The following is a 15,558-nucleotide window of genomic DNA, read 5'->3' as shown; positions in this document are numbered from 1 at the left end:
AAGCGCGACATAAACAACTTCGCTTAACGCGCCGAAATCACCCGATCCGTAGACCTATGGCCGTGGCGGACCGGTTTTGCCGGGGGCCGGTCCGCCACTCACGGATTTCACACCGAAAGGGAACAGGCATGAAACTGCGATACGCGTTCGTACTCGCCGGGGTGTTAGCGCTGTCCGCGTGTGGCGGTGGCGACGACGGCGGGAACAAGGTCGCCTCGATCAACGGGCCGAAGTCGAGTGAGTCCGCGCCGCCCGGCGCCGTCAACGCGGGCAGCGACGAGGAAAAACAGCGTGCGTTCGCCAAATGCATGCGTGAGCACGGGATTCCCATGGAGGACCCGAAGCCGGTGGGTGACGGCGGTGCCATGTCGCAGGCCATCCCGTTCACCCCTGGCCAAGAGGACAAGCTGAACGCCGCGGACGCGGCCTGCAAGCACCTGCAGCCGAACGGTGGCGAGATGAAGCCGCCGAGCCCCGAGGAAATGGACAAGATGCGCAAGCAGGCCAAGTGCATGCGTGAGCACGGCGTCGACTGGCCGGACCCCGACGCCGAGAACGGCAAGCGTGGCATCACACTCGGCGGCCCCGACGGTGACATGGGGAAGATGGACGAGGCGATGAAGGCCTGCGGCATGGGCGGCGTGGTCAGGGCTCCGTCGGACCCGGGCAAATGAGCGAGCACGAGGGACCGTCCGCCGTCCGCAAAGGACGCCGGGCACGCTGGCTGATCACCGCGGCGATCGCGATCGTGTTGCTGGGCACCGGTTCGGTGGTGGTGCTGACCAGGGTGTCGGCCGGAGCGTCCACAGGGGACCAGGCGCCGGCGCCGGGCGCGTCCACGACGGACATCGTGAAGACCACGCTCACCGAGGAGGAGACCGCCGACGCGACGCTCGGCTACGGCTCGGAGACCTCGGTGTCCGGCCGCAAGGAGGGCACGATCACCTCGCTGCCGCAGGTCGGCGCGAAGATCGACCGGGGTAAAAAGGTTTACGATGTCAATGCGAAGCCGGTACCGCTGTTTTATGGCACGCTGCCGTTCTATCGCGACCTTTCCGACGGCGTCGACAAAGGCCCGGACGTCAAGCAGCTCGAAGAAAACCTGAAGGCGCTGGGCTTCGGCGGTTTCGGCGCGCCGGACGAGAAGTTCACCTCGGCCACCGCCGCCGCGCTCAAGAAGTGGCAGAAGTCGCTGGGGCTGGAGCAGACCGGGACCTTCGGCCAGGGCGACGTGGTGCTCGCGGCCGGCCCGATCCGGGTGTCGGCCGTTTCCGCGCAGCCGGGTTCCCCGGCGGGCTCGGAGATACTGAAATTCACCGGGACGGACCGGGTCGTCACCGCGAAGCTCGACGCCAAGAAGCAGTCGCTCGCCCAGCAGGGCGGGAAGGTCGGTCTCGAGATCAGCGGGAAGCAGGGCACCGGGACCGTCGACAAGATCGGCACCAGTGTCGACAAGGACCAGAACGACCCGAACGCCAAGCCGAAGATCGAGGTGTCGATCAAGCTCGACGACCAGGCGACGGCAGGCTCGCTCGACTCGGCGCCGGTCACCGTGCACTTCACCAAGGGCAAGCGCGAGAACGTGCTCGCGGTGCCGGTCGGCGCGCTGCTCGCGCTGGCCGAAGGCGGCTTCGCCGTCGAGGTCGACGAGGGCGGCAAGCGCAGGCTCGTGGCCGTCCAAACCGGACTGTTCAGTGGTGGCAAGGTCGAGATCACCGGTGACGGGCTGAAGGCGGGCATGAAGGTGGTGACCACCTCGTGATCCCGGTGCTGTCCGTGCACGAGGCCACCAGGACCTATCCGGGCGGGGTGGCGGCACTGCGCGCGGTCTCACTGTCCATCATGGACGGAGAGATGGTCGCCATCGTCGGCCCGTCGGGGTCCGGCAAGTCCACCCTGATCCAGCTGATGGGCACGCTGGACAAGCCGTCGTCCGGCCGGATCGAACTGCGCGGGAACGATGTCGCGAAGCTTTCCGACCGCAGCATCTCGGCGCTGCGGTCACGCTGGATCGGGTTCGTGTTCCAGCAATTCTTCCTCAGTGACGGGGTGAGCGCTGTCGACAACGTCGCGCAGGGACTGCTGTACGCCGGTGTGCCGAAACGGAAACGGCGTCCGCTCGCGCTGGCCGCGCTCGACCGGGTGGGGCTCGGTCATCGCGCCGGGCACTTCCCCGGCGAGCTCTCCGGTGGTGAGCGGCAGCGCGTCGCGATCGCTCGCGCGGTGGTCAACCGGCCCGCGATCCTGCTGGCCGACGAGCCGACCGGCAACCTCGACACCCGCAACGGCGAGGCCATTCTCGGCCTGCTGGCCGATCTCAGCGCGGACGGCACCACGATCGTGATCATCACGCACGACCGGGAGATCGCGGCGGGCATGCCGAGACGGATCGAGCTGCTCGACGGCACGCTCCGGCTCGACACCGGATCCCCGATGGGGGTGGCGGTATGACGACGGCCATCGCTCCGCCGGATCCGGCTCGGCTGGGCCCGGGCGATGTGGTTTCCCTTGGTGCGCATGGGATGCGGACCAGACCGATGCGCGCCGTGCTCTCCGCGCTCGGCATCGGGATCGGGGTCGCGGCCATGGTCGCGGTGCTGGCGATCCCGGCGTCCGGCGCGCAGGCGCTGCACGACAAGCTCGCCGCGCTCGGCACCAACCTGCTCGTCGCGGGACCTGGCAAGACCATGTTCGACAAGGAGGCCAAGCTGCCCGACACCGCCGTGCCGATGGCCAAGCGCATCGCGCCGGTCACGGCTGCGTCGGCCACCGGCAAGACCGGGAAAACGGTGCGGCGCAACGACAAGATCGACGCGGGGGAGACCTCGGGACTCACCGTGAACGCGGCGCGGCCCGATCTTCTCGACGTGCTCGGCGGTAAGGCGCGCGAGGGCACGTTCCTGACCGCGGCCAACTCGGGTTTCCCGGCCGTCGTGCTCGGTTCCATCGCCGCGCAGCGGCTGGGCATCGACCACATCGACCCGAAGCACCCGCCGCAGGTGTGGATCGGTGACCAGTGGTTCACCGTGGCCGGCATTCTTTCGCCGATGCCGCTCGCGCCCGAAGTGGAGCGATCGGTGCTCGTCGGCTGGGACGCGGCCGTCAAGTACCTCGGCTTCGACGGGCACCCGAGCGCGGTGTACCTGCGTGCTCCGGAGTCCGATGTGGACAGTGTGCGCAGTGTGCTCGGCCAGACGCTGAGCCCGCAGGCGCCCAACGAGGTCGAGGTGCGCCGTCCGTCGGAGGCGTTGGCGGCGCAGAAACTCACGAGCAGCACCTACGACGCGCTGTTCCTCGGGCTCGGCGGCGTCGCGTTGCTCGTCGGCGGCGTCGGTGTCGCGAACACGATGGTGATCTCGGTGCTCGAACGACGCCGTGAGATCGGGCTGCGGCGGGCGCTGGGTGCGACGAAACGCCAGATTCGCGGGCAGTTCCTCACCGAGTCGGTGCTGCTGTCCGGCCTCGGTGGCTTATGTGGAGTGATCGTCGGGGTGGTGGTCACCGCGAGCTACGCGCTCAGCCAAGGCTGGCCAGCGGTCCTCCCGCTCGGGACACTGCTCGGCGGGGTCGGTGTCGCCGCACTCGTCGGCGCGATCGCCGGTGCGTATCCGGCGATGCGGGCGGCCAAGCTGCCACCCACCCAGGCACTCGCTTGAGCATTTTTTGGGCAGTCACCTTGGGGGAGATTTCCCCTAAGGTGACTCTCAGGCGTATGGCTGGGTTCTGTGGAGGGCCGAAAAATGCTCGGGCGGCGTGACTTTCTCAAATGGGTGGCGGCGGGCAGCGCCGGGGTCGCGCTTCCGGGGGTGATCGCACCGGGCGCGCGGGCGGCCGCCGCGGATATCACCGTTTTGAAGCAGGTCACGGTGATCGACGGCACCGGCGCGGCGCCCCGGCGGGACATGGCCGTCGTGCTCGTCGGCGACCGGATCGCCTGGCTGGGCCGGGACCGCGAGCTGCCCGATGTGGAGGGTGTGCGCGCCGCGGACTGCCGGGGCAAGTACGTCATACCCGGGCTCTGGGACATGCACACCCACGGCCTGGACATTGTGGACATCTTCCCGCCGCTCTATATCGCGAACGGGGTCACCGGCATCCGCGAGATGTGGGGCTACGAGGAGAATCGCGCCGTCAGGGACCGGATCGAGGACGGCTCGCTGCTCGGCCCGCGCGCGGTCATCGGCAGCAGCATCGTGGACGGTCCCATCTCGCTGCTGCAGCCGCCGGTCAGCCATGTCGCGAACGAGGCCGAGGCCCGCGCGTTCGTGCGCGCCGAGAAGGCGCTGGGCGCCGCGTTCATCAAGGTCTACTCGTACCTCGGCCGCGACGAGCTGTACGCGATCGCCGACGAGGCGCGGCGGCAGGGGCTCACCTTCGCCGGGCACCTGCCGTACCGGCTCAGCGTGGCAGAGGCCAGTGAAGCGGGCCAGCACAGTTTCGAGCACCTTTTCGGGACCCCGTTCCAGGTCTCGCTGAAGGAAAACGAGTTCCTCGCGCGCTTGGCGGCGACTCCGATCGACCCGAAAGCACCCCGCGATTTCTTCAATCTTGCCCGAGATCTCGAGCGGCAGGCGATGCTCGAATACAGCAAGCCGAAGGCCGACCGGCTCTTCGCGCGGTTCGTCCGCAACGGGACATGGCAGTCGCCGACCCTGGTGGTCAACCGGGTCATCTCGAAGCCGGCGGACACCTACCTCCACGATCCGCGGCTCAAGTACATCCCCGCCGACCTGGAGGCCCACTGGGCCGACCGGATCCAGCTGTTCGCGCCGAAGACCCCGCTGGAAATCGAGCAGCAGCGCGTCTATTTGGCGTCGAGGATCGAAATGGTCGGGGCGATGCACGAGGCGGGCGTCGGGATCATCGGCGGCACGGACTGCCTCAATCCCTACTGTTTCCCGGGTTTCAGCCTGCACGACGAACTCGAGCTGATGGTCGAAGCCGGTCTCAGCCCGATGGACGCGCTGCGCGCGGTGACCAGCGAGGCGGCCAGGTTCCTCGGGCTGGAGCGCGGCACCGGCACGATCACGCCCGGCAAGTCGGCCGATCTGGTCGTGCTCGACGCCAACCCGCTCGACGACATCCGCAACACCCAGAAGATCCACGCGGTGGTCACCCGCGGCCGCGTGATCGACCGGGCCGCACGGGAAAAGCTGCTCGCGGACGTCGAGGCGGCGGCTTCGCAGCCACCCGCCCCGGCGCGCGCGGCCACGCTCCGGCGCCTGGCCAAGCAAAGCTGCTGCTGACGGGTCGTGCGCGTTGCGGGCGGTTCTAACCGCCCGCAACGCGCACGAGTCCCTACCAGCGGTTGTTCTCCGAGGTGTCGAAGAGCTGCCCGCGCACCGCGCCGCCGGGGAACGCCGCCGTGTGCAGGTTGGTGTAGAAGTCGCCGGGGTTGGCGTTCAGCTTGCGGGTGATGTCGCCGGGGACCTTCGTGGCCGTGCCCGCGATGCCGGTGATCGAGGCCGGAAGCCCGCCGTCAGCGGTGAACAGCGGCACCACGACCGCGCCGTTGACGCCTGCCGCGCCCTGGTGGATGTGGCCGAGGGTGGGCGCGCCGATGTTGGAGAAGGCGAACGAGAAGTCGACTTCACCGTGCTTGGCCGAGACGAACGACGTCGCGGAGCCGTCCGGGTCGCCTGCTGCCGGGCCGCCGGGGGCCTGGACCTCCTGGTCACCGCTCGCGAGCGAGCTCAGGTCACCCGCGTGCAGCACGCGGTTGAGGTCGACCTGCCTGTCGATCTTCTTGAACTGGCCGCGCACCGCGCCGCCGGGGAACTCGGCCGTGTGCAGGTTCGCGTAGAAGGTGCCCGGGTTGGTCTTGAGCGCGTCGAGCAGCGCCTTGTCGTCGACGGTCACCTTGCCGGTCACCGCGCTGAGCGTGGCGGGCAGCGCGGTGGCGAAGAAGCCGACCTTGACCGGGCCGTTCGACTTGGCGTCGCCCTGGTGGATGTGGCCCGCGGTCGGGGCGCCGATGTTCTTCCATTTGATGCCGAACGACACCTGGTTGCCCTGGATCCTGATGACCTGGACGGCCTTGCCGTCCGGATCACCGACCTTTGGCCCGCCTGGCACCGGAATCTCGTTCTTGCCGGAGAGCTCGGCGGCGAGGAAGACCGGGGCCCCGCTGGTGTCCGCCGGGCCCGGTGCGGGCGCCGGGTGGTCGTCGTGCGCGAACGCGATGCCGGTGCCTGCGGCGATACCGAGCGAGACGGCGACAGCGGAGAGCAGGATCTTGCGCATGGGTTACCTCTTCGGAGAGCGGGGCGCCGCGCCGTTCGCGGTGCCCGACGCCCCTTCACACGGAGCGTTTCCTTGAACGGTTCAACTCTTCGCGAGAATCTTTTCGAGGCGACTTGTCGCTAAAGCCCTGCTGCTCAAGGGCACGGGCCGTCGTGTTGGATGACCATATGTCGAAGAAGACCCTGGGGACGCTGCTCGCCTTGGAAGTGGCGGTCATCGTCGCGGTGTTCCTGCTCAGGGGCTTCCCGGGGCTCGATCTCGAGGTGTACGTCGGCGGCGCGCGCAAGCTCGCGGAAAGCGGCACGCCGTACGAGGGCATGGTCGTGACCACGCAGAACATCTCGCTGCCGTTCACCTACACGCCGTTCGCCGCCGTGCTGTTCCTCGCCGGGACGATCGCGCCGGTGAAGGCCGTGCTGGTGGTGCTGAACGTGCTCTCGCTGCTCGGTCTCGGCGTGGTGGCGTTCCTCTGCCTGGTCAAGACCGGAGTGACCCGGCGTACCGCGGCCTACGTGTCGGTCGCCGTCCAGCTGAGCGCGACGCTGGTCGAGCCGGTGCTGGCGACGCTCAACTACGGTCAGATCAACATCCTGCTGATGCTCGCCGTGGTCGTCGACGTGCTGGTCCCATGGCGGCGCTGGCCGCGCGGCGTGCTGGTCGGCCTGGTCGCCGCGATCAAGCTGACGCCGCTGGTGTTCTGCCTGTTCTTCTTGCTGCGCAAGGATTACCGCTCGCTGGGACGCTGCGTCGGCACGTTCGCGGGCGTGGCCGCGGTGATGTGGGCGGTGCTGCCGTCGGCTTCGGAGCGGTTCTGGCTGCACCTGATGCTGGCGACCAGCCGGATCGGTGATCTCTGGTACGTCGGCAACCAGTCGTTCCGCGGCGTGCTCGCGCGTGCCGGGTACTCGGGCTCGCTGCTGTGGGTGCTCGGGGTGCTGGTGCTGCTCGCGCTGACGGTCTTCGCGATCAGGGCGGCGCTGCGTGCCGGGCAGGTGCCGCTGGCACTGGTCGCGTGCGCGGTCGGCGGACTGCTCGTCTCGCCGGTTTCGTGGACGCACCACTGGGTCTGGTGCGCGCCCGCGGTGGTGCTGCTGGGTGCGCTCGGCTTGCGGTGGCGGGAGTCGGACCGCTTGCTGGGCAACGGTTTGCTGGTGTTCGCCGGGCTGAGCGCCCTGCTGTTCGTCAGCTATCTGCCGTGGCTGATGCCGTTCCCCGCGCTGACCGTCGGCGCGCGGACCGGGGCCGAGGCGTACACCATCGCCGGCGTGCTGATGCTCGCCACGATCTGGTGGGCATCAGCACGCCGATCCGGGTCAGCTCAGCTTGTCGACCACGAACTCGATGCTCTGGGTGAGCAGCGTGATGTCGTCAGGGTCGATGGCCGGGAACAGGCCGACGCGTAGCTGGTTGCGGCCCAGCTTGCGGTACGGCTCGGTGTCGACGATCCCGTTGGCGCGCAACACCTTCGCCACGGCGGAGGCGTCGACCTCGTCGGCGAAGTCGATCGTGCCGACGACCTGCGAGCGCAGTGCCGGGTCGGCCACGAACGGCGTGGTGTAGCTGGTCTTCTCGGCCCATTCGTAGAGGCGGCTCGAGGAGTCCTTGGTGCGCGCGGTGGTCCACTCGAGCCCGCCGTTGCCGAGCATCCACTCGATCTGGTCGGCCAGCATGAACAGCGTCGCCACCGCGGGGGTGTTGTACGTCTGGTCCTTGCGCGAGTTGTCGAGCGCGGTGGTCAGCGAGAGGAACTCGGGGATCCAGCGGTCGCTCGCGCCGATCTCGCCGATGCGCTCGACCGCGGCGGGCGAGGCCAGCGCGATCCAGAGGCCGCCGTCGGAGGCGAACGACTTCTGCGGCGCGAAGTAGTAGACGTCGAAGTCCTCGGCCTTGACGGGCAGGCCGCCCGCGCCACTGGTCGCGTCGATCGCGACGAGCGCGCCTTCGCTGCCCTCGGGGCGCTTGACCGGCACCGCGACACCGGTCGAGGTCTCGTTGTGTGCCCAGCCGACCAGGTCGGCGCCGGACTGGTAGGCGATCTCCGGCGCGGTGCCGGGGTCGGACTTGACGACGATCGGGTCGGCGAGGAACGGGGCGCCCTTGGTCACCGTGGCGAACTTCGACGAGAACTCGCCGTAGGTGAAGTGCTGCGACCGCTCCTTGATCAGCCCGAAGGCCGCGGCGTCCCAGAATGCGGTCGTCCCGCCGTTGCCGAGGATGACCTCGTAGCCGTCGGGCAGCCCGAACAGCTCGGTCAGCCCGGCGCGGACGCGGCCGACGAGCGACTTCACCGGCTTCTGGCGATGGGACGTGCCGAGGTACTCCGCCCCGGATTTCGCCAGGTTGGCCAGTTGCGACTCGCGGACCTTGGAGGGTCCGCAGCCGAACCGTCCGTCGGCAGGCTTGAGTTCTGCGGGGATGGTCACCTCAGCTGCATCGGTCATGCAGGCAGTCTCTCAGGCCCCGTCCACCCGGTTTCGCTCCGCCCGGCCCACGCTCACGATGTGAGATTCCCCCGCCCCCGCAACTCCCCATCCCCCGCCACTCCCAGGGGGCCGGCCCCACGTCCAGCTTATCGAAGCCCGCGCCGCGAACCCGGCCGGAAGCCGAGTTGTCCACAGGGGCGACCAACTGTGGATTGCCGACATAAGACCAGGTCAGAGCGGGTTCTTCGGGTGCTTCGAGCGTAGTCGCGCCAGGCCGTGACCGATCCCGTTTTGGCTGGGCTTGGCAGGCGAAAGCTGGCCCTCGTCGACGCGTGAGTAGGCGCTTCTGAGCACACAAACGCCACTCTTGTAACGCTGAGCGGCACAAGCCCCGCTCGTTCCATCGAAACAAGGACAAAAGGGACGAATCCCCAAGGGTGGCCAGCTTGGGACTTCACAAGGGCCACCCTTGAAACACCAGGCGTGACAAAGGCGCCCCTTGGAACCTCGGCGCCCGGCCGGGCTCTCGGAGCGAAGGAATGAACGCCTCGTTCACAACGCGCAAGGTTGTGAACGAGGCGTTCACAACCCCAAGCAACCCGAGGCGACCCCAAGCAACCCGAGGCAACCCCAGGCAACCCGAGGCGACCCAGACCTCAGGCCCGCCAGCCGTCGGGGTCGACGCCGCCCGGGATCGGGGCGTCGGGGGCGTAGGGGGTGCGCGAGAAGATGAACGTGGCCAGGTCCAGGCTCCGCGCGACCCCAGAAGCATCCCGGCCGACGGTGAGCGTCTCGCCCGCGTAGTAGCCGTCGAGGCCCAGCCAGACGTCGTCGGACACCGGCCGGAACCGCGAGGCGCGCCCGGAGCCCTCGGCGGGCGCGAGGCTGAAGTTGCCGTCGGGCAGCATGCGCAGGTGGTAGGCCGTCGGACCCCAGTGCCACAACCCTGTCAGAGCCAAAGCGGAAGAGTCCACGATGGACGGGACCCACTCGGCGGGGAAGCGGGGCTCGTGCTCCTCAGTGAGGTTGATCAGGTCGATCGCGAGCTGGACCAGCGCCACCCCGGCGGTCGAGTTCGCCATGACCAGCGCGCCGGTCTGGGTCGCCGGGTCGATCAGTGAGCAGGCCAGGAAGCCCGGCATCGAGCCGGTGTGCCCGGCCAGCGCCCGCCCCTGCGTGCGCACGAGCTGCATGCCCAGGCCGTAGCCGGACGTCCAGACGTCGCCGTCGTCGACCGTGACCATGTCGCGCATCTCGGCGACCGTCTCGGGACGCAGCACGCCGCCGGTGTGCCCGCCGACGAACGTGGTCCAGCGGGCGAGATCGTTGATGGTCGACCACAGCTGACCGGCGGGCGCCATCGCGCCCGCGTCGTGCGACGGCTCGGGGAGCACGACGTCCGCGAACGGGTGCACGGCCAGTCCCGGCGCGAACGGCGCGGCAGGCTCGGGCGTCGTGCGGGTCATGCCGAGCGGCGTGAGGATCTCGTCGCGGACCGCGTCGAACCAGCCGGTGCCGCGGTGGCGCGCGATGACCTCGCCGAGCACGCCGTAGCCGACGTTCGAGTAGTGGAAGCGGGCGCCGGGGCGGTGCTTCAGCGAGTCGGTCGCGAGACTCGTCTCGAGCGCCTTCCAGTCGTCGCCGACCGTGCGTTCCCACCACAGGCCCGGCGACTCCGCCGTGAGCCCCGCCGTGTGCGAGAGCAGCTGGCCGATCGTCGACGCGCCGAACGACGTGCCCGCGACGTGCTTGTCGAGCGGGTCGTTGAGGTCGAGCTTGCCCTCGTCACGCAGGCGCATCACGACCGCGGCCACGATGGACTTGGTGATCGAGCCGAGCCGGTACTGCGTGTCGTCGCCCGGCGTCTGGCCGTCGACCCGCCCGCGCGCGCCTGACCAGGCGATTTCCCCATCGCGGACGACGGCGGCGACCAGTGAGGGGACCCGGCGCGTCGCCTGCTCGGTGGCGATCCGGCGAAGCAGCGCTAGCTCGGTGGTAGGCAGCATGGCGGTCATTCTGTCGTGCGCCGCCGCGCCGCGCTCAGAGAACCCCCGCGTTCATCGCGGCCATCACCGCGGCGGTCCGGTCGGACACGTCGAGTTTCGCGAAAACCCGCAGCAGGTGGGTTTTCACCGTCGCCTCGCTGATGTGCAGCGCCCGCCCGATGTCGGCGTTCGTGCTGCCCTTCGACACCAGCCGCAGCACCTCGATCTCCCGCGCGGACAACGACTGCGCCGCCGGGTTGCGCACCCGGTTGACCAGCTTGCCCGCCACCGACGGCGCCAGCACGGTCTCGCCCCGCGACGCCGCGCGGATCGCGTCCGCGAGCTCCGTGCGCGACGCGTCCTTCAGCAGGTACCCCGCCGCGCCCGCCTCGACCGCGCGCAGGATGTCGGCGTCGCTCTCGTAAGTCGTCAGCACCACGACCCGCTGGGACGGGGACTCGGCCAGTATCTCGCGGGTCGCCCCGACGCCGTCGAGACCGGGCATGCGCAGGTCCATCAGGATCACGTCCGGCTGTTTGACCCTGGTCAACGCCACTGCTTCGTCACCGGAGCCCGCCTCGCCGACCACGGTCAGGTCCGGCTCGGCCTCCAGCATCCCGCGCAGCCCCTCGCGCACGACCGGGTGGTCGTCCACCAGCATCACGGTGATCACGCCGGTACCTCCAGTGTCACGGTCGTCCCTTCCGAACGTCCACTTTGGATCGTCAGTGACCCGCCGACCTGCTCCGCCCGCGCCCGCATCCCGCGCAGCCCGAACCCTTCCGACGGCTCGGCGGTGTCGAACCCGGCGCCGTCGTCGATCACCATAAGCCGCACGACGCCGCCGGAGGCGGCCAGCCGGAGTTCCACTGTGGACGCGGCGGCGTGCTTGACGATGTTGGTCAACGCCTCCTGCGCCGCGCGCAGCACGACCACCTCGGCGGCCGTGCCGAGCGGCGGCAGCGGCGAGATCACGCAGTTCACCCGCAGCGCCGACTCCTCGCCGAGCCGCTCGGCCTGCCGCCGGATCGCGTCTTCGAGCGTGCCGGCGGCGAGCGCGGACGGGGTCAGCGCGGCGACCATCGCCCGCGCCTCGGCGAGGTTCTCCCGCGCGGTCCGCGCCGCCAGCGCCAGGTGCCGCTTCGCCGCGGCCGCGTCGGTGTCCATTTCGGACTCGATGGCCTGGGTGAGCGTCACGATGCTGGTGAAGCCCTGCGCGAGCGTGTCGTGGATCTCCCGCGCCAGCCGTTCGCGTTCCGCTGCCGTGCCCGCTTCACGGGACAGCCGCGCGACCTCCGCCTGGCTGGCTTCGAGCTTCTCGATCAGCTCGGCGCGTTCCTTGCTCTGCTCGATGACCTTGGTGATCCAGCGGCCGATGAACACGCCGAACACGATCATCAGCGCGCTCATCGGCAGCAGCGTCCCGAGCGCCGGGTCGCCGAAACCGTTGTGCACCACCACCGACACCACCGGGGTGAGCACCAGCAGCCCGGTCAGCGCCGACGCCATCCCGACCGGCTGCGTCATGAACGCCATCGGGCAGATCGCGAACAACGCGTAGCCGGTCGCCGAGCAGGAGACCACCGCGATCAGGAACAGCACCAGCACGATGACGCCGAACAGGTAGCCCTTCCCTTTGGGCTCGTGGTCGCGCACCGACCGCCTGCCCAGCAGCACGTAGGCCACCACGATGCCGGTCAACGCCGCCGAGCTGACCAGCTTGGCGGCGTCGGTGGCATCGTTGATCAGGATCAGCGCGATGGTGGCCAGGTACGCGACCGCGAAGTAGATCTCCCAGATCCAGTACCAGCGGTCCCAGATGTCTACCGGCCGTTGTTCGTCCACCGGAAGGTCAGCCTCGCCAGCAGCAGCCCGGCGACGACCCAGATGCCAAGCACCAATGCGATCCGGGGAAGTTCCCATGAGCCAGCCATTTCGTTGATGACAGCGCTGTCCGGCAGGAACACCGACCGGAAGCCCTGGCAGATCCATTTCACCGGGAAGAACGACGCGATGTCGACCATAACCTTCGGCAGATGCGTGATCGGCGTGACGAACACGCCCGACACGAACTGCAGCGAGATGAAGACCAGGTTCATCACCGCGACCGCGCCGCTGACCGACTTGACCAGCGAGCCGATGGTGATGCCGAGGAGTGTGCAGGTGGTGATGCCGAGCAGGAACACCCAGACCAGCGTGAGCCATTTCGCCGGGTCCGTCGGCAGCGTCAGGTCGAACAGCAGGGTGCCGACCACGATCATCAGCACCGCCTGCGCCAGGCTCGACACCGCGACCAGCACGATCTTGCCGATGAAGAACGAGGCGGCCGGCATCGGCGTGCCGCGCAGGCGTTTCAGCGTGCCGTCCTCACGGTCGCCCGCCAGCCCGATCCCGATGCTGTTGAACGAGGTCGAGATGATGCCGGAGCCGATCATGCCCGCGGCGAGGACCGTGCCGGAGGTGACCCCGCCGGGGATGTCGCCGCCCAGCATCGAGCCGAGCAGGATCATGATGAACGCGGGCATGGCGAAGGTGAAGACGACCTGTTCCTTGTGGCGGAAGAACTCCTTGAGCTCCGCGCCGCCCCGGATCAGCCCGACGGTGAGGGTGCCGGGCAGTGCCAGCGTGGTCATGCGCGTTCTCCGATCAGATCGAGGTAGATGTCCTCCAGGCTGGGCCGGGTGACGGTGAGTTCGGCCAGCTCCCTACCCCCAGCAGAGAGCTGATTGATGAGCTTGGTGGGGAAGTTCGTGTGCTCCGAGTGCGGGACGCCCGCTTCGACCCAGCTCACGACGGCTTCGGCCTTCTCGCGTCCGCCCAGGTTCTGCGGGGTGCCTTCGGCGACGATCCGGCCGCGGGCGATGACCGCCACCCGGTCGGCCAGCGCTTCGGCCTCGTCGAGGTAGTGGGTGGTGAGCAGGATCGTGGTGCCCTCCGCGGCGAGCCCGGAGATGAGCCCCCAGAACTGGCGGCGCGCTTCGGGGTCGAACCCGGTGGTCGGCTCGTCGAGGAAGAGCAGCTCCGGGCGCCCGATGATGCCGAGCGCGACGTCGACGCGCCTGCGCTGCCCGCCGGAGAGCGTTTTGACGCGGCTTTTGGCCTTCGCGGTCAGCCCGACCTTCTCGATCACCTCGTCGGGGTCACGCGCGTCGCCGTAGTACCTGGCGAAGTGCCGGACGGTCTCGGCGACCGTGAGCTCGGCGGCGTCGTTGGCCGTCTGGAGCACGATGCCGAGCTTGGCGCGCCAGGCGCGGCCCGCCTTGCGGGGATCCTCGCCGAGCACGAGCGCGTCACCCGCGGTGCGGTCACGGTGGCCTTCGAGTATCTCGACCGTGGTCGTCTTGCCCGCGCCGTTGGGCCCGAGCAGCGCGAACACCTCGCCGCGGTGGATGTCGAGATCCAGGCCGTCCACCGCGACGTGGCCGGGATACTCCTTGCGCAGTCCGCGCACTGTCACTGCTGCTGTCATGGGACAAGCTTCCGTCGCGGGAGCACCTTTACGGGACGACTGCGCGGTTGAACCTGGTTGTCAACCGAACGGTGGACATCAGACCCTGGTCGCACGCGCGGTCCTCCTTTCGAAGGACGCACCCTCGACGTGGCGTGCTTACCGTTGTCAGGCATGGGGGCGGCGCTGAAACGCGGTGAGCAGAACGAACTCGCGGCGATGCTGACCAAAGGGCCGGTGGAGGTGCTCGACTTCTTCCTGCCGCTCTGGGTGGGTAGTCAGCTCGGCGCGTCGGCGGGAGAGGTCGGCGCGCTGACGGCGCTGGAGACGCTCGTGTCGTTCCTGGTCCGGCCGCTCGCCGGGCACTTGGCCGATCGGCACGACCGGGGACGCGTCGCCGCCGTCGGGGCGGTCCTTTATGGACTGTCCTTTGTGGGCTACGCGGCGGCGCCGGGGATCGGGCTCGCGTACGTGGCGGCCGTGCTCGGGGGCGCGGGTGGCGCGTTGTTCTGGGTGGCGCTGCGGGCCCGTGTCGGCGAAGGGCTGCTGGATGACAGCGGTGCGTTCAGCAAGCTCTTCGCCGCCGAGGGCGGCGGCACCTGGATCGCGTTCGTCGCGGCGATGATCCTGATCAAGTACATCGATTATCGCGGGGTGTTCTGGCTGAGTGCCATCGCGTGCCTGGCCGCGGCCGTGGTGATGCTGCTCAGGATCGGTGAGAACCAGGTCGTCGAAAACGCGCCGAAGCTGCGCCAGCTGGGGAAACGGCTGCGGCCGATGCTGGTGCTGGTCGCGATCACCGCGATGGTCGAGGCCGGGATCGCGCTGCTGCTCCTGATGCATCTGCAGCGCGGTCATCAGCTGAACCTGGGCCAGATCGCGGCCGTGTTCCTGCCGGGATTCATCGTCTACAGCCTGCTCCCGGACGTGCTGCACAAGGTCGTGCGCCGGATCGGCCGTCCGCTCATGCTCTCGCTGGCCATGCTCGTCAGCACGGCGTTCGCGCTCGGGCTCTCGTTCGCGCCGGATCCGAAGGTGATCACCGTGCTGTGGATCCTGTCGGCGGCCGCGTTCGCCGCGGCGATGCCGGTCGAGCAGGCGATCGTAACCGAGGCGGCGGGGCTCAGCCTGGGGCGCGCGATGGGCGTCTACGAGAGCGCGACGTTACTCGGAGCGACGATCGGGACGTTCGCGGCGGGCCAGCTTTACGACACGGGCGGTGGCTGGCGGGTCGCCTGCTGGGGTGCTGCGGGCGTGCTTTTGCTCGGATCGATCTTGGTTTCCGGCGCGATTCGGCGTGTCGGGGTTGCGAAGTTTCCCGTGGAACATTCGAAAACCCCGGAAAACTCGGAAAATCCAGGTCAAGGCATGCCTGAAGACGGCGCGAAATCGGCCAACGAGGTGAAACCGGGGACGAACAACCAGGCGAAGGATGCGTAGCTGTTGACAACTTGTCTAA

14 protein-coding genes are annotated in these 15,558 nt (G+C 68.9%); 7 read left to right on the top strand and 7 right to left on the bottom strand.

Translation table 11 applies throughout. The annotated features are described in order from the left end of the window. Positions 1–128: 128 nt before the first annotated feature. The 5 genes from BLV57_RS08135 to BLV57_RS08115 all read left to right on the top strand — a co-directional run bounded on the left by BLV57_RS08135 (position 129) and on the right by BLV57_RS08115 (position 5,246). Positions 129–674 (top strand): hypothetical protein, encoded by a 546-nt coding sequence (locus BLV57_RS08135; protein ID WP_091288041.1) that lies wholly within the window; start codon positions 129–131, stop codon positions 672–674. Next, a complete protein-coding gene (locus BLV57_RS08130; protein WP_091288040.1) occupies positions 671–1,762 on the top strand; it encodes a peptidoglycan-binding protein in 1,092 nt (363 codons plus the stop codon). The genes BLV57_RS08135 and BLV57_RS08130 overlap by 4 nt, the downstream gene beginning before the upstream one ends. Further along, positions 1,759–2,451 carry an ABC transporter ATP-binding protein gene (locus BLV57_RS08125; protein ID WP_091288039.1) on the top strand — a complete coding sequence of 231 codons (693 nt, stop codon included), beginning with the start codon at positions 1,759–1,761 and terminating at the stop codon, positions 2,449–2,451. Before BLV57_RS08130 ends, BLV57_RS08125 begins: the two co-directional genes overlap by 4 nt. Beyond that, positions 2,448–3,656, top strand: a complete 1,209-nt coding sequence (locus BLV57_RS08120) for an ABC transporter permease (RefSeq protein ID WP_091288038.1) — start codon at positions 2,448–2,450, stop codon at positions 3,654–3,656. Before BLV57_RS08125 ends, BLV57_RS08120 begins: the two co-directional genes overlap by 4 nt. A gap of 84 nt (positions 3,657–3,740) precedes the next feature. Beyond that, positions 3,741–5,246 carry an amidohydrolase family protein gene (locus BLV57_RS08115; RefSeq protein WP_091288037.1) on the top strand — a complete coding sequence of 502 codons (1,506 nt, stop codon included), beginning with the start codon at positions 3,741–3,743 and terminating at the stop codon, positions 5,244–5,246. 52 nt (positions 5,247–5,298) lie between these two features. On the opposite strand, the gene BLV57_RS08110 is transcribed toward BLV57_RS08115, so the two are convergent. Beyond that, positions 5,299–6,243, bottom strand: coding sequence for a CHRD domain-containing protein (locus BLV57_RS08110; RefSeq protein ID WP_091288036.1), 945 nt, complete (start codon positions 6,241–6,243; stop codon positions 5,299–5,301). 167 nt (positions 6,244–6,410) lie between these two features. Between BLV57_RS08110 and BLV57_RS08105 the strand changes: the two genes are divergently transcribed. Continuing rightward, entirely contained in the window at positions 6,411–7,646 is a 1,236-nt protein-coding gene (locus BLV57_RS08105; RefSeq protein WP_091288035.1) for a glycosyltransferase 87 family protein, read from the top strand. Here the strand turns inward: BLV57_RS08105 and serC are convergent. The 6 genes from serC to BLV57_RS08075 all read right to left on the bottom strand — a co-directional run bounded on the left by serC (position 7,557) and on the right by BLV57_RS08075 (position 14,120). Beyond that, the gene (serC, locus tag BLV57_RS08100; RefSeq protein WP_091288034.1) at positions 7,557–8,684 is read right to left on the bottom strand and encodes a phosphoserine transaminase; all 1,128 of its coding nucleotides are present in this window, start codon (positions 8,682–8,684) and stop codon (positions 7,557–7,559) included. The two genes, BLV57_RS08105 and serC, sit on opposite strands and share 90 nt — an antisense overlap. 638 nt (positions 8,685–9,322) lie before the next feature. Further along, complete coding sequence (locus tag BLV57_RS08095) at positions 9,323–10,672, bottom strand: serine hydrolase domain-containing protein (protein ID WP_091289015.1); 1,350 nt, start codon at positions 10,670–10,672, stop codon at positions 9,323–9,325. A 34-nt stretch (positions 10,673–10,706) separates the two neighbouring features. Next, positions 10,707–11,324, bottom strand: coding sequence for a response regulator (locus tag BLV57_RS08090; RefSeq protein ID WP_091288033.1), 618 nt, complete (start codon positions 11,322–11,324; stop codon positions 10,707–10,709). After that, positions 11,321–12,496 (bottom strand): sensor histidine kinase, encoded by a 1,176-nt coding sequence (locus BLV57_RS08085; RefSeq protein WP_245757219.1) that lies wholly within the window; start codon positions 12,494–12,496, stop codon positions 11,321–11,323. Before BLV57_RS08085 ends, BLV57_RS08090 begins: the two co-directional genes overlap by 4 nt. Further along, positions 12,475–13,284: an ABC transporter permease gene (locus BLV57_RS08080; RefSeq protein WP_091288031.1), complete on the bottom strand. Its 810-nt coding sequence runs from the start codon at positions 13,282–13,284 to the stop codon at positions 12,475–12,477. Before BLV57_RS08080 ends, BLV57_RS08085 begins: the two co-directional genes overlap by 22 nt. Beyond that, a complete protein-coding gene (locus BLV57_RS08075) occupies positions 13,281–14,120 on the bottom strand; it encodes an ABC transporter ATP-binding protein (protein ID WP_091288030.1) in 840 nt (279 codons plus the stop codon). The genes BLV57_RS08080 and BLV57_RS08075 overlap by 4 nt, the downstream gene beginning before the upstream one ends. A 153-nt stretch (positions 14,121–14,273) precedes the next feature. Between BLV57_RS08075 and BLV57_RS08070 the strand changes: the two genes are divergently transcribed. After that, complete coding sequence (locus BLV57_RS08070; protein WP_091288029.1) at positions 14,274–15,539, top strand: MFS transporter; 1,266 nt, start codon at positions 14,274–14,276, stop codon at positions 15,537–15,539. Positions 15,540–15,558 lie beyond the last annotated feature (19 nt).

This window comes from Amycolatopsis xylanica, assembly GCF_900107045.1.
GTDB lineage: Bacteria > Actinomycetota > Actinomycetes > Mycobacteriales > Pseudonocardiaceae > Amycolatopsis > Amycolatopsis xylanica.
The sequence above is the reverse complement of the archived record's forward strand: the minus strand, read 5'-3'. Positions and strand labels throughout refer to the sequence as shown.